The organism is Faecalibacterium sp. I3-3-33 (genome assembly GCF_023347295.1).
GTDB lineage: Bacteria > Bacillota > Clostridia > Oscillospirales > Ruminococcaceae > Faecalibacterium.
The window spans coordinates 569861-584515 of record NZ_CP094469.1; the positions used below are offsets into that span (position 1 = coordinate 569861).

Consider the following 14655-nt stretch of genomic DNA (forward strand, 5'->3'; position numbering starts at 1 on the left):
AACAACATGAAGAAGGGCAAGAAGAAAGGCTCTGGCGTTGTACTGTGGAGCATCCTTACGGTGCTTTTCACGGTACTGTTCGCCGGTGCCTGCATCGGTTCCAACCTGGCATTTGCCAGTGCACAGGCCGTGAACATCGCATTAAAGACCTCCACCCACAAGACCGTGGGCAAGGACGACAGTGCCGTGTATTACGAGAGTGATTTCAGCAGTGTGGAAGAGCTGGAAGCACACGATAAGGAAATTGCAGAGCAGCTTACCGGTGAGGGTGCTGTGCTGCTGAAGAACGATAACAACACCCTGCCTCTGGTAGCGGGCAGCAAGGTGTCTACGCTCAGCCATTCCAGCGTGGACGTTGTGACCTGCGGTACCGGTTCTGCCGATATCGACACCTCCAAGGCTCCCACCTGGAAGCAGGCTCTGGAGGATGTGGGCTTTGATGTGAACCCCGTGCTGTGGGACTTCTACACCAACGGTGCAGGCAAGGACTATGTCCGCTCTCCCGGCAAGGGTACCAGTCTGGGTGACCGCTCTGCATGGCATATCAATGAAGTGCCAGTCTCTCTGTACGGCACCAACGTCAAGGCTGCGGATGCGGCAGCCGGTGCAAACATCACTGATGTGCGCTCCAGCTTTGCCTCCTACGGCGATGCCGCCATCGTGATGCTCTCCCGTGTGGCCGGTGAGGGTGCTGATCTGGAGTACGGCGATTTTGTGGATGGCACCAATGTGCTGTCCCTGACCAACGAAGAAAAGGATATGCTGAAGATGGCAAAGGAGGAGTTTGCACGCACCATCGTGCTGATCAACTCCACCAACGCCATGGAGTGCGATTTCCTCAATGATCCCGAGTACGGCGTGGACGCCGCTCTGTGGATCGGCTACACCGGCTCCTACGGCCTGAACGCCGTGGCAGATATTCTGGCAGGCAATGTGAACCCCAGCGGCCATCTGGTGGACACCTACTGCTACGACAACACCACCGCACCCGGTCTGGTGGACTACTACGCAAACCAGTACACCAACTATGACGAGAAGGATACCAGCAAGTGGTATTCTGTGGCAAACGGCGGTCTGGACGGCAACGGTTACTACACCACCTATCAGGAAGGCATCTATGTGGGCTATCGTTACTACGAGACCCGCTACGAGGATGTGGTCATGGGCACCCAGAACGTGGGCGAGTACGACTACGCCTCCACCGTGGCCTATCCCTTTGGCTACGGCATGAGCTATACCACCTTTGACTGGTCCAACTTCCAGTCCTCCTACGATGCCGCTACCGACAGCTTCAACATCAGCGTGGATGTGAAGAACACCGGCTCTGTGGCAGGCAAGGAAGTGGTGCAGGCTTACTTCCAGTCCCCCTACACCGAGTACGATAAGGCAAACGGCATTGAGAAGGCTTCTGTGGAGCTGTGCGGCTTTGGCAAGACCCAGCTGCTGGCCCCCGGCGAGACCGAGACTGTTACCATTAACGTGCCCCGCAGCGAGCTGGCCTGCTACGACGAGAACGTGGCCCAGACCTACATTCTGGAGGCCGGTGATTACTACCTGACCGCTGCCCACGATGCTCACGACGCTGTGAACAACGTTCTGGCTGCCAAGGGCTACACCACTGCCAACGGCATGACCGCCAACGGCAACGCTGACTTTACCTACCACTACACCAACGACGTTACCGATACCGAGACCTACTCCATCTCTGCCGCTACTGGCGAGAAGATCACCAACCAGCTGGATTCTGCCGACATGACCTACTATGGTTATGACGAGATGAATATGCTGAGCCGCTCCAACTGGACCGGCACCTGGCCCGAGAAGATCGCCATTGAGGCCAACGACGCCCTGATGGTGGACATCAACGCCTATCAGAGCTACAAGGGCATCGAAGGCTCTACCACCGAGATGCCCACCATGGGTGCCGACAACGGCATGACGCTGGGCATGATGATCGGCAAGGATTACGACGACCCCGATTGGGAAAAGCTGCTGGATCAGGTTACCTTTGCGGAGATGGCCGAGCTGGTGGGCAAGGGCTTCCACAACACTGCTATGATGCAGAGCATTTCCAAGCCTGCCACTGTGGACGACAACGGTCCCCAGGGCTTTACCCAGACTCTGACCGGCGTGTCTACCTGCCACACCGCCTACAGCGATGAGAACATTATGGCTGCCACCTTCAACGTGGACCTGATGCGGGAAGTGGGCGTCTGCCTCGGCAACGATATGCTGGATCTGGGCGCTTCCGGCCTGTACGGCCCTGCCATGAACATCCACCGCACCGCTTACTCTGGCCGTAACTTCGAGTACTACTCTGAGGATCCCTTCCTCTCCGGCAAGATTGCAGCCGCCGAGGTGGAGGGCATCCAGTCCAAGGGCGTGTATGTCTACATCAAGCACTTTGCCCTGAACGATACCGAGAGCCGCTGCCGCTGCATCGCTACCTTTACCAGCGAGCAGGCCATCCGTGAGCTGTACCTCAAGAGCTTTGAAATGGCAGTCACCGAGGGTGGTGCCAAGTGTGTCATGAACTCCTTTGCCCGTATCGGCGGCATCTGGTCCGGCGCACACAAGGGTCTGCAGACTAACATCCTGCGCGGCGAGTGGGGCCTGACTGGCTTCAACCTCACCGACTTCTCCGGCAACGCTATGTTTGCCACCTACGGCATCTACATGAAGAGCTTTGACGTGGCACAGGGCCTGCTGGCTGGCACCAACAGCTGGGACTCCAGTGCCCAGCAGTGGACTGACGAGCTGCTGAAGCTGTATCAGGGCGATGCCGACATCACGCAGGCCATGCGTGAGTCTACCCACCGCATCCTGTACACGGTGGTCAACTCCAACGCCATGAACGGCGTCACCGCAGAGACCAAGATCGTATCCGTTACTCCTTGGTGGAAGACCGCACTGATCTGCGTTGATGTGGTGCTGGGCGTTCTGGTGGCTGTCAGCATCTTTATGCTGGTCAAGCGCATCAAGGCACGCAAGGCCGCAAAGGCTCTGACTGCCCCGGCGGAAGATCAGGAATAATCAACCCTCCGAAAAATCAGATTTTCGCAAGCGGCAGCCTGCCCCGAAGGCGGGGTGGGCTGCCCTTCTTTTTCAAAAGGAGAGACCGCAATGGGCGAACAAAAAACAACGGCGTCGAGTGTGAACCGCGCCAAAACCTACCAGCTGGTGCTGTTTCCGCTGAACAACGGCGCAACGAATGTGTACTATGTGCTGGTGCTTTCCTACATCGCTACCTTCGGCAGCAAGGTGCTGGCCCTGAGCATGCTGTTTGCCTCGGTGATGGTCACCGGAATGCGTCTGTTTGACGCCATCACCGACCCCATCATCGGTGCTCTCATGGACCGCACCAACGGCAAGTTCGGCAAGTTCCGGCCTTTCATGGTCATCGGCAACCTCATCATGGCGGCCAGTGTATTGGCACTGTATTGCCTTACCCCGCTCATCCCCGCCAGTGCCATGGGGCTGCGCTACGCCGCCTTTGTGGGGCTGTACGCCGTGTGGGTCATCGGCTACACCTTCCAGACCAGCTGCACCCGCTCCGGTCAGACGGTACTGACCAACGACCCCAAGCAGCGTCCGCTGTTCACCATCTTCAACACCGTGGGCAGCCTGCTGGGCATGGGCGCTATGCAGTTTTTTGCTCCCATCCTTGCCAAGAACTATGAGGGCGGCTACGCCTCTGCCGGGTTCTTCCGCACGCTGGCGCCCGTGGGCATCGTTATCTCTATTCTGCTCACCCTGCTGGCTGTCATTGGCATCTGGGAAAAGGATCAGCCCAAGTATTTCGGCGTCAGCGGCAGCAAAGCCGAGAAGATCAAGGTGCGCGAGTACCTCCAGATCATCAAGAACAACGATCCCATGCAGCGGCTGATGGTGGCCGGTGCAGGCTGCAAGCTGGCACTTTCCATTGCCAACAACACCACTGTGCTGTGTATGCTGTACGGCTGCATGATGGGCAACTACGACGGTCTGTATCTGCCCATGATGGTGCTGGGCTATGTGTGCAGCGTGCCTTTCTTCCTGCTCACCGTCCGCACCAGCCAGAAGGAGGGCCAGAAGGCCAGCCTGATGAAGTACGTCAGCGTGGCGCTGGTGTGCTATGTGGGCGTGCTGGTGCTGCTGCTGCTCTGGGGCCGCGGCGATGCCTTTACCCTGTCCATTCTGGGCGAGAACGGCCTGTCCGTCAACCTGTACACCATCCTGTTCATCGCCTTCTTCGGCATCGGCTACGGTGCGTACTACGCCACCGCTGATATGCCCATCCCCATGGTTGCCGACTGCTCCGACTACGAGACCTACCGCAGCGGCAACTACATTCCCGGCATCATGGGCACCCTGTTCAGCCTGGTGGACAAGCTGGTGTCCAGCCTTTCCGCTACCGTTGTGGGTATTTCGGTCAGCTTTGTGGGCTTGCAGAGCCTGCCCACCCAGTATGACCCCTACACCCCGGGCATGAACTGGGTGGTCATCGTGCTGTTCTGCATCATCCCCATGGTGGCTTGGGCGGCGACCCTCATCGCCATGAAGGGCTACACCCTGACCGGTGCCAAGATGAAGGAGATCCAAGCTGTCAACGCCTGCCGCCGCGATGCAGTGGCCAAGGGCATGAAGCTGGAAGAAGCCATGGACAAGTGGCAGACCATGGAGCAGCTGCCGGCGGAATACCGGAGCTGAGGCGCTGCCTGCGATAAACAAAACAGGGGCTGCTGCACAGGGAAGAAACCTTGTGCAGCAGCCCCTTATATTATATAAGATCAGTCCTTCTTCTCTGCGGTGCGGGCAAAGAAGTTGGCGAGGACGGCACCGGAAATGTTATGCCACACCGAGAACACGGCGCCGGGGATGGTTGCCAGCGGATACTGTGCAAAGTGGGCAGCGGCCAGAGAGGTGGCCAGACCGGAGTTCTGCATGCCGACCTCGATGGAGATCGCGCGGCACTTGGTAGAATCCAGCTTCAGCAGCTTGCCCACGCCAAAGCCGGTGAGGTAGCCCAGCAGGTTGTGCAGGATGACCACGGCAAGGATCAGCAGACCGCTGGTCATGATCTTAGCAGAGTTTGCAGAAACAACAGCGCAGATGATGAGCACGATGGCGGTGGTAGAGATCAGCGGCAGCACGCGGACGGCGTTCTGGGTGAAGGTGTGGAAGAAGTGGTTGACCACAAAGCCCAGTGCGATGGGCACCAGCACCACCTTGACGATGGACAGGAACATATTTACAGGGTTCACATCCACGCGCTGGCCGGCATACAGCAGGGTGAGCAGCGGGGTGAGGAAGGGGGCCAGCACGGTGGAAACGGCAGTCATGCCAACGGACAGCGCAACGTCGCCCTTGGACAGATAGGTCATCACATTAGAGGAGGTGCCGCCGGGGCAGGTACCCACAAGAATAACGCCGATGGCCAGCTCGGTGGGCAGGTGGAACAGCTGCGTCAGCGCCCATGCAAGGAAGGGCATCAGGGTGAACTGTGCAATGCAGCCGATGATCACGTCTTTCGGGCGGCTGAACACCACCTTGAAATCCTCCGGCTTCAGGGTAAGACCCATGCCGAACATAACGATGCCCAGCAGGGTGTTGACCCACGCGGTTTTTACCACGCTGAAGGTGCCGGGGAACAGCAGCGCCAGTGCCGCCACCACAATAACGATGGCGGCCATGTACTTGCCCACAAAGTCGCTTACTTTTTCCAATGTTTTCATGATAATACTCCTTTTTTTGAACACTTATTTTTGCGGATGTAAAGGCAATGAAACATCCGGGAAATGGCTTTCCCGCAAATAAAAACGCCTTTGCCCCTTACGGTTCGTAAGAGACAAAGGCGTATAAACTCCTCTGCGGTACCACTCTTATTGCCGGTGCAAAGCCCGGCCCCTCAGTGCGCATCCAACAATGCGCGGCCCGTGATAACGGGGGCCTGCCGTTCCCGCTTACTGGGGCGCATACACCGCCCATTCAGCCGGAAAGCTCGGAGAGGATCTTCCCGCGGACGCCCTGTACTGCCTTGCACCAACCGGCAGCTCTCTGTAACATTCTTTCCGGGTACTCTTTCTCGTCATAGCCGAATATTTCACTGCCCCGGAGTATACTCCCCCGGGGGACTGAAGTCAAGGGATATGACCCGTCTGTTTTTTCATCTGGCTCATATCATGAGTGAAAGCAGCTCAGGTAAGGCCTGTCCGGCTGGCTTTGCCGGGCATGACTCCTACAAAAAAAGGTGAAGTGATCGCTGGTCACTTCACCTTTTTGTTTGTTGTAAATTGGCGCTTTTACGGTGCACCGGTGCGCCCGCTGAAAAAGGCTGTGCCGCCCATACCAAGGGTCGTTTTGATGCCGACCCCGCCGTAGGGCGCAAAAGAAAGCAGTGCGTTCCAAAGCTCCAGAAGCGGCGGCGCAAGGTGCGCTTCGACCGTTACGCTGCCCTGAAAGGACGGGATGCGCGTTTCCTTTAGCGGATAACGTGTGGTGCGCAGGTTGTAGTCCACGATATGCAGTCCCTGCTGCAAGGCCAGCAGCGCATCATCATCCGTAAGGGCGTATTCCGGGAAAGCGGTGTTCCAATGCGCAGTCAGGCTTTGCAAAAGCAGCGATTCCTGCGGAAAAATAGCATAGCGGCCGGACTGCTTGAAGGCACAGGGCGACAGAAAAACAAGCTTTGCGCGGTTTTCGCCACAGGAACGGCCAAAGCGGATCAGTTCTGCGGCAGAGACCGCCGGGGAAACACGGACTTCTGCGACCGGCAGGGTCAGTTCGTGCAGCGGGATCTCCTTTACAGACGTCAGAAGGGGAGAGACGCTCTGCCGGACTGCCTCGTTCAGCAGGTTGACCGTCCAGACCAGCGCCTGTTTTTCCGGCGAAAAATGCAGGAAATGCGCAATGGGGTGCTCCCCTTGCAGATGCAGGGCATCGCCAACGTCTGCCGGAAGCTGCGCCATCAGCCAGCCATACAGGCGGTAAGCCCATGCCTGCGGGATGCGTACATCCTTGGGCGGCGCTAAAACAAGCTGAAACTGCTGGATCATAGGATGTTCACCCCGCAGTATCCATAGGGATAGACCCGGCCGCGAAAGCGGGTATATTTCATGGTGTGCGGGGAGACGCCTTTTTCGATATCGCGCTCATGCCCGTGCTTGCGGAACATCTGTGCCATTTGCTCTGCCGTCCAGCGCAGCCCTTCTTTTTCGCCCAGATAAGGGTACGCCAGCGACTTGGCAAAAAAGCCGGAACCGCCGCCAAGGATCAGGTGCGGCTGCTGCGGCAGGTTGACTGCACCGCGCGGCGGGGTGAAGTGTGTGCTGTATGTCTGCTCGTAATAAGCATCAAACTGCTGAATGGCTTCCAGAAGGGACTCTTTGGTGATACGCCCCTTCAGCACCGACTGATCCAGCGTCAGCTTGAAGCGGATGGCTGTGCCCGGTGCGGCGCATTCCCGGCAGAGGTTGATACTGTGGGTCCCGCCATCCGTGGCAGAGTCCGTTTTTCCGGCCAGCATCATGCAGTTGTCCGGGATGGGCAGGCTGTCGGAGACCTGAATGCCACGGAAAATGCTGTTGACGGCGTCCGAAGCGATGCTGCCGTCTTTCAGCGTGCGCAGACGCAGCTTGTTGACGTAGTTCTCTTCCGGAAAGGTGGCGCGGCGGGGGGCAAGGCTGTGCCCGGTACTCTGGTCGGCCAGTACGGCCTGCAGGAGCCAAGCGGTGCGCAGCGCACCTTTGATGCTGCTGCCGGGGATGTAAGCACGCCCCTGTGCGTCACGCTGGAACGCGTGGATCTCTTTCAGCGAGTGCTCGGCATCCAGAGCATCGCCTACCTCGATCTGATAGCGGGTCAGGGTTTTCAGCTCCGCATCAGAAACGCCGCAGTCTTTGGTCAGAAACGCCCAGAGGTTGGATTGCTCGCTGAGCATAAACTGGGTGTACCGGTCGATCAGCCCGCGCTCTGCCAGAAAGGTGAAAAATTTCTGCTCATCCAGAAAGGAAACTTTTCCGCTGCGGGTGTTATACAGATACTCTTTTTTGGTATAGCTGCCGCCGTTGCCGATAAACAGAGGTGCCCATACGTTCAGAGTAAGATCAAAGATCTGCAGATGATCCTGCTGGATCATAATGTCACCCCCATCAAGATCGGTTTGGAATAACGGTATGCCGGGTGCGTATCGGCCAGGCTGACATCGTACAGCGCCCCCTGATAGGGGTGCTGCAGCACAGAACCGGCGGCAAGGGCATACTGCGTTTTTTTCTTCAGCGGCGTTTCCACGCGATCCGAGGCCATAAAGCCGCTGCGGCGCACCAGCTGGAAAGAGGCGTCTTGCAGTGCGCTGTCCAGCTCATCCGCCTGCGGCAGGCTGGTGGTCAGCAGCAGATAGGGCGCGCGGTTGGCAGAAAGCGCACGGTACAGCCACTTGGTCTGCGCGTCAGAGGACGTATTCAGGCAGCGCTTTTGCACCACATGGAATTTGCCGTAACCGGCGCTGACCTTGCCGCCGATCCCGGTGGCACCCAGCCCGTCCAGCAGGTGTTCCAGCGCTTTATCCTGCCCATTCTCTGCAAGGCCGCAGAGGAAATACAGCCCGCAGTCCGGCGCGAACCGGAACAGCCCTACCTGATACGGCATGGTGTCTCCCTGCATGGGGACAGCGGCCTTGGTCTGCTCATAATGCGTGCCAAAGCTTTCCGGCTGGTCATCGGGCGTAAAATGCCCTGCGTGCAGGCTTTTGGCATAGCGGTCGAAGGCCAGCACAGGGATCCAAGCCATCTTTTTGACCTTTTTGCGCAGGGTGGTCTCCACCTCCTCGGTGGATTCCGATGCAGCAATGGGCTTGGGCAGGTAGAGCGTTTCGCCGTACCACGGCATCGTATCGCTGAACAGGAGCTTGCCCTGCCGGACGCTTTCGCATAGCCGCTCCAGCGCAGCTTCTCCCTGCTGGACAAGCGTCTCATGGCAAAGCGCGGAAAACAGGGTATCTGCCCGCAACGTCTCCTCGGAGGTGTAGAGCGACAATGCGGAGTCCGAGCCGCCGAAATGCACGGCGGTGTCGAACTGAAGCTTAAACAGAAAATAGTTCATAGCTGTCCACCTCATCAAAGAGGGCTTTCAGGCTGTCAAGCTCCACCGGTGCGCCGTAGCTTTCCAGCGCAAAGTTTTTCAGGCTGACGCGGCCGCTGCCGCGGGAGCCGTGACCGCCCAGATAATCCATCTGCAGCAGCTTCATGCCCTTGGCCAGCAGGGCAAGATCTTCCTCCACCTGTGCCGGGTCGGTGACATCGTAAACGATGCTGACGCCAAAGGCTGCACCGGCGATCACGCGCTCGATCTGGCGGGGATTGGCCACAGAGGTTGCACGGGAGATCGCGTTTTCGGTCTTGACCTCGGTCACGCCTACGTTGGAAAGCGCTTTTTCGTTGGTCAGGAAGGCGTCTGCAAATTGCAGGCGGGAACGGCGCACCGGCTCCGAGGCACCGAACAGGCGCAGGATCTGCTCGGGGTCCTTGTTGCAATTACCGGCTTTTGCCATTGCATCTATATCCTGATATACGCTGCGGGCCAGCAGGGTGCGCAGCTTGCCCTTCAGGCTGCTGCCGGGCACGATGGGCAGACCGGTATAGCAGTCGCGCACCACCGGGCTGTCCACAGCACCGATGGCAGAAAACGCAGAGGAACCGCCGATGTGCATACCGGTGCGCACGATCAGCTCGCACCGGATCAGAATTTTACCATACATAATTACCCCTCCTTGCCGCCAAAGTAGCGGTGGAAAGCGACCAGCGCTTCCATGTAGTGTGCAAAACGGATCAGATCCGCACGGTCGGTGGAAATGCCCTTAAGGTATTCCAGCAGGTTCGTCTGCGCCACAAAGCTTTTTACGGTATCATCGCGCCCGCACTCATAAGCCACACGCACCCGCATCAGGTTGAGCTTGACCACGCTGTCTGATTGCAGCTTGTCCTCAGTGCGGATGCTTTCTTTGTTATAGATATCGGTCACAAGGCTCAGCAGGTTGCGGATCTTGCTGGTGGTCACGGTCTTGCCGCCGCTCATCAGTTTGCGCATGATGCGCTCGGCTTCGTCCACATAATCTTCCGGCACCTTTTTTGGCGTGATCTCCGGCGGGAGCTCCTTCTGCTGACCGTAGCCGCCGCGGTTGTTATAGCTGCCGGAAGAGCTGCGGTTCCCGTTGTAGCTGTTGTTATATCCGCCCCGGCTGTTGTTATAGCCGCCGCCATAGCCCCGGCCATTGTTATTCCATTCTGCCATCTGTGTCGCCACCCTTTCTGTTCTGATACACATAAATGTAGATCGCGGTGATGAGCTGGTGACGCTGCACGGCGTCTAAAGCCCAGTCCATCATGCTGTGAGAAAATTGCTCGTAGAGCGGATAGTCCGGTGCGCTCTTTTTGGGGGAGAGCCGTGCCAGCAGATAGGCATACCGCGCAAGGTTGATGCGGTCGTTCTCCGCTTCCCGCAGCAGCGCCAGCAGATTGTAGAGCATGGAATTTCCGCGCGGGGTCTCGCCTTTGTCTGCGCAGCTGCTGTCATAGGCTTGGAAGAAGCGCTGCAAACGGCCTACCTTTTCCTCCAGCACCGCTGTGCGGAAGGTGTCCCACGCATAGGTATGCCCCTGCTCCGGCTGCACCAGCAGATTGCCCTTTGCATCCCGGACGGCTTTGCGCTCCGGCATGAACAGCGCCACGGCATTTTTGCCGGGCAGATGCTTGGCGGCTTCCTCCAGTGCGGCGGTCTCCTCGGCAGAAAGCCGGATGGGGTAATGGTCATCGAAGATGCCGATGCCTGCGCTGAGGGTCAGCGCCCCGCAGGAAAAGGCGGTCAGATTGCGCTGGATGCGCTGCGCGGCTTCCAGAACATCGCTCCATGCGCCCACAAGGAACACGTCATCGCCGCCGGCATAGACGATGCTTACCTGCAAACCCTCCAGAATGCCGTTGATGTAGCCCTTGAAGAACAGGGACATCTGCCGGGAGAACGCCGAGGTGCGGGACAGGTTGACATAGCGCATCCGCCGCACCGGGTCTTTTTCGTTCTCCTGTTCAAAACCGGAGATGAAGGCATGGCCGAGGTTGTCCACATCCATGCGGCAGACCGCAATGCGGCGCACGCCCGCAGACTGCTGGGCCAGTTCCTCCATACTGTTGCTGGCAGCGTAATCGCCCACATACAGGTTGGTGGTGGAAGAAAGGTCGCTGTACGGTGTGTTTTTGGTGTATACCCGCAGGATCGGTTCGCCGGAAGCAAGGCGCTTTTGCGCCGCAGCCCGGTCGGTCGTGGTCAGGTGGGCGCCGCTGCCGTCCAGCGTGGGCAGCGGGCAGTCATCGGCTGCCGAGGGCTGACGGCTTACCACCAGAACGCTCTTGTGCTGAATCTTGTAGGAAAACTCCGCAAACAGCCTGCACCACGGGCAAAGCTCGCCCGAAAGGGCGGCGCTGGTGCCGCACACCTTGCATTCCCGGCCGTCCGGGTAAGCGGCGGTATCGTTCAGCAGCCGCAGATCTTCGGCGGTGTAGCGATGGAATTTGTGCTGTTCCAGCAGCCGGTTCACCCGGCGGAACAGCTCCTTATAGGGGTTGTTCTGGGCGGGGGTGTTGGTCAGGTCGTTGCCGGAACAGGGCGTCCATGCGTTGGCCAGAAACAGCTGGGTTCCGAACTGCTGTTGCAGCCAGCGGTTGAACTGCCGGTTCCACTGGGTCAGGGTATCGGCCACGGCGGCGGTGTTGGGCAGCAGCACATAACAGTGCCCGCCGCCGCTGTAAATCAGGTTGGCGCGGGACACGCCGCACCCGGCCAGAAGCTCGTCCAGATAGTGCTCCATGAGCAGCTCCAGAAAGAACGACCGGCTGCGCAGGGAGCGCAGGGCGTTTTCGGTGTGGACGGTATAAAGGAACTTCTGGATGCGGGAGAAATCGGCGGTGTAAAGCAGAAAAACGCCCTTCCGGCAAAAATCTTCCTGCTGTTCAAAAAGGGCTTTGCGCAGGTCTGTGATGTGGTTTGCCTGTACATATTCGCTAAGGCACGCCGCAATGGCTGCGGTGGTCTTGGCGTGGTCGAACAGGGAAATATCCGCGCCGTCCCCGGGATAGATGCTGGACGGGAAACAGCCAAGCTGCGTTTCCAGCAGCCCCAGCAGCTTGCCGAGCTGCTGGGGCTGGGGCTGCAGCTGCGGCAGCTGCGCTTCCAGCGTGCGCACGGCTTCGGCGTAGACGGCAGCGGAAAGCGGCTGGGACTTCTGCGGCAGCTTCAGGCTGCCGTCCTGCGGCTGCGCGGGCATCATCCAGCCGGGGTGGGAACCGTTCAGGTGGGTGAACACCGCATCCAGCGGAAGCTCCCGCCGGTAGGTATCGCTTTCGCCTTCGGTCTCCCGGCGGTCAGCCGCGCCGGAAAGTAGGTTGGCCAGATAGACCAGATACGCCGGGGAATCGGCCGGCAGCGAATTTGCAGCACCGCGCAGCGCGGCGGCATGGTGGTAACGCACACAGTCCAGAACCGGGGCCCAGTCTGCGCCGGACAAAACACCGCGCAAAAACTGGCAGCCCTGCTCCCCGTGGCTGCCGCGCTGCCCACCGGCACGGTACACCGCTTTGCCGGTGTCGTGCAGCAGCCCGCCGTAGGTGGACTGCAGGGTGAGAACGTTCAAAATACCATCTCCTTTACAAATTGTGGAAGAATTGCACAATAAATAAAAAATGCGTTTGTGTATTTTGTAAGAGATGCTTGGAATTGGCTCTATTATAGCACATTTTGTCGCAATACAAAAGCCATGGCAGAGAAAATGCCGCAGCAGCTCTGTTCATAGAGAAAAAGCCCACGGAAAATAAAGAGTTAAGGTTTGCAAAAGAAAAACTCCGCATCTTTTTTGATGCGGAGTTTTTTGCCCCCTTGCGGGGATAAGTTGAAATGTCAGGAAAGCAACTGAGTTTGCAAGATTGAATAGGTTTCCGTCCCCTTGCGGGGATAAGTTGAAATATTCAGTTTTTCTTCGACCGGGCAAGGGCAGCGCTGTTTCCGTCCCCTTGCGGGGATAAGTTGAAATGCAACAAGATCGTCGTTGTTTACAACCACGATTGCAGTTTCCGTCTCCTTGCGGGGAGAAGTTGAAATTCGCAGTGTTGCTAACAGCACCAAGGACATCACGTTTCCGTCCCCTTTCGGGGATAAGTTGAAATCGGCATCCACTCGCCGTCTAAGCTGATGGCTGACGTTTCCGTCCCCTTGCGGGGATAAGTTAAAATGTCGAGCTCAACGACAAGGGTTCTGCGATCCAGGTTTCCGTCCCCTTGCGGGGATAAGTTGAAATCTGCAGAGATTAACGCCGAGTATCAGCCTTCTCGGTTTCCGTCCCCTTACGGGGATAAGTTGAAATTTATGAAGAAGTCCAATTTCGTTCGCATTAACAAGTTTCCGTCCCCTTGCGGGGATAGGTTGAAATAGTTTGTGCATGGTTCATGGTTGAACCTTGAAAAGTTTTCGCCCCCTTACGGGGATGGTACTGATAACATCATGTCTATTAGCGGGCAATTTGTGTTTTCGCCCCCTTGCGGGGATAAGTTGAAATCTGACGAAGCCATGGATGCTATGAAGTACGCCAAGTTTCCGTCCCCTTGCGGGGATAAGTTGAAATGACGGTCTCGTTGAAATTGCTGCATACCCCGGCGTTTCCGTCCCCTTTCGGGGATAAGTTGAAATGACAGCAAGCCTTACAGAGAAGTTACAGCGCACGAGTTTCCGTCCCCTTGCGGGGATAAGTTGAAATCGTCGTCGACGTGAGCATGCTCGAGATCGAGCCGTTTCCGTCCCCTTGCGGGGATAAGTTGAAATTTGTATTATGTCTAATATCAACAAGAACTTCCGTAAGTTTCCGTCCCCTTGCGGGGCAACCCCATTATACCACGGCGGCGGAAAAATTGAAATCCCTTTTCAGGGCGAGCCATAGCGGCGAAACCCGGCAAAGGCGAAGATGCTGCGCTTCAGGGTGCTGCCGTCCGGGCAGGTGGTCTCCTGGCTCTGGCGGCGGGAGCAGGCGGCCAGCGTGGGGATGCCCGCGGCTTCCAGACGCTGGACCACCCGGTACACAAAGGTGCACTCGCCCTGACAGAGCACGGCGTCCGGGCCAAGGTGCAGGATGTGGTCGGCGTATACCGTGGCAAGGGAGTCCAGCGCGGCCTCGTCGGCGGCGGGGTCGATGGCGGGAAAAGCCAGATCGACCACCGTGCCGTAGCGCTGCGCCGCCGCCTGCTGCTCGGCGCTCCACAGGGCGTGGGGGTGGTTGGAAAAGTTGATGAACATAGCGTGTACCTCCCGGTTGTTTATAAAAGGCTCCCGTCCGCACAAAACGGACGGGAGCGCTGGCGCGGGGCTCACCGCTTGTCGATGCGGTGGCCGACGTTGTTGCCGGCCAGAGCGCCGGTAACGCCGCCAACGATGGCCAGAGGGACGGTGCCGGCAATGGCACCGACAGGGCCGCCCACGGCGATGCCGATGGTGGCGCCCTTCACGGCGCCTGCGACGGCACCGGCTGCGGCGCAGCCCAGAGTAGAGATCAGCTCAAACATGTTTTTCACCTCCTTTCACCTACCAAAAGCCCACGGCAGGGGCGCAGTTAAGGCAGAAAAAAATAAATCTGCATAAATTTTT

12 protein-coding genes and 1 other annotated feature are annotated in these 14655 nt (G+C 58.1%); of the genes, 2 read left to right on the forward strand and 10 right to left on the reverse strand.

What is annotated here, in order from left to right:
• Nucleotides 1-6 precede the first annotated feature (6 nt).
• Both MTP39_RS02735 and MTP39_RS02740 read left to right on the forward strand, forming a co-directional pair.
• A complete protein-coding gene (locus MTP39_RS02735; protein ID WP_249241340.1) occupies nt 7-3033 on the forward strand; it encodes a beta-glucosidase in 3027 nt (1008 codons plus the stop codon).
• A 90-nt stretch (nt 3034-3123) separates the two neighbouring features.
• Nucleotides 3124-4689 (forward strand): MFS transporter, encoded by a 1566-nt coding sequence (locus tag MTP39_RS02740; protein ID WP_249241341.1) that lies wholly within the window; start codon nt 3124-3126, stop codon nt 4687-4689.
• 80 nt (nt 4690-4769) lie between these two features.
• On the opposite strand, the gene MTP39_RS02745 is transcribed toward MTP39_RS02740, so the two are convergent.
• From MTP39_RS02745 to MTP39_RS02790, 10 genes are all read right to left on the reverse strand, one after another.
• Nucleotides 4770-5714, reverse strand: coding sequence for a bile acid:sodium symporter family protein (locus tag MTP39_RS02745; RefSeq protein WP_249241342.1), 945 nt, complete (start codon nt 5712-5714; stop codon nt 4770-4772).
• Between the two features lie 106 nt (nt 5715-5820).
• Nucleotides 5821-6080, reverse strand: a binding site (T-box leader).
• A gap of 201 nt (nt 6081-6281) precedes the next feature.
• On the reverse strand, nt 6282-7034 hold the full coding sequence (gene cas6, locus MTP39_RS02750) for a CRISPR system precrRNA processing endoribonuclease RAMP protein Cas6 (RefSeq protein WP_249241343.1): 753 nt from the start codon (nt 7032-7034) through the stop codon (nt 6282-6284).
• Nucleotides 7031-8116: a type III-A CRISPR-associated RAMP protein Csm5 gene (gene csm5 / locus MTP39_RS02755; protein WP_249241344.1), complete on the reverse strand. Its 1086-nt coding sequence runs from the start codon at nt 8114-8116 to the stop codon at nt 7031-7033. The genes cas6 and csm5 overlap by 4 nt, the downstream gene beginning before the upstream one ends.
• On the reverse strand, nt 8113-9078 hold the full coding sequence (gene csm4 / locus MTP39_RS02760; protein ID WP_249241345.1) for a type III-A CRISPR-associated RAMP protein Csm4: 966 nt from the start codon (nt 9076-9078) through the stop codon (nt 8113-8115). The genes csm5 and csm4 overlap by 4 nt, the downstream gene beginning before the upstream one ends.
• Entirely contained in the window at nt 9059-9733 is a 675-nt protein-coding gene (gene csm3 / locus MTP39_RS02765; protein WP_249241346.1) for a type III-A CRISPR-associated RAMP protein Csm3, read from the reverse strand. The genes csm4 and csm3 overlap by 20 nt, the downstream gene beginning before the upstream one ends.
• Before the next feature lie 2 nt (nt 9734-9735).
• Nucleotides 9736-10266, reverse strand: coding sequence for a type III-A CRISPR-associated protein Csm2 (csm2, locus tag MTP39_RS02770; RefSeq protein ID WP_249241347.1), 531 nt, complete (start codon nt 10264-10266; stop codon nt 9736-9738).
• On the reverse strand, nt 10250-12658 hold the full coding sequence (gene cas10, locus MTP39_RS02775) for a type III-A CRISPR-associated protein Cas10/Csm1 (RefSeq protein WP_249241348.1): 2409 nt from the start codon (nt 12656-12658) through the stop codon (nt 10250-10252). The genes csm2 and cas10 overlap by 17 nt, the downstream gene beginning before the upstream one ends.
• A gap of 263 nt (nt 12659-12921) precedes the next feature.
• On the reverse strand, nt 12922-13155 hold the full coding sequence (locus MTP39_RS02780) for a hypothetical protein (protein WP_249241349.1): 234 nt from the start codon (nt 13153-13155) through the stop codon (nt 12922-12924).
• 783 nt (nt 13156-13938) lie between these two features.
• A complete protein-coding gene (locus MTP39_RS02785; protein WP_249241350.1) occupies nt 13939-14307 on the reverse strand; it encodes a hypothetical protein in 369 nt (122 codons plus the stop codon).
• A 71-nt stretch (nt 14308-14378) separates the two neighbouring features.
• On the reverse strand, nt 14379-14582 hold the full coding sequence (locus MTP39_RS02790) for a hypothetical protein (protein ID WP_249241351.1): 204 nt from the start codon (nt 14580-14582) through the stop codon (nt 14379-14381).
• Nucleotides 14583-14655 lie beyond the last annotated feature (73 nt).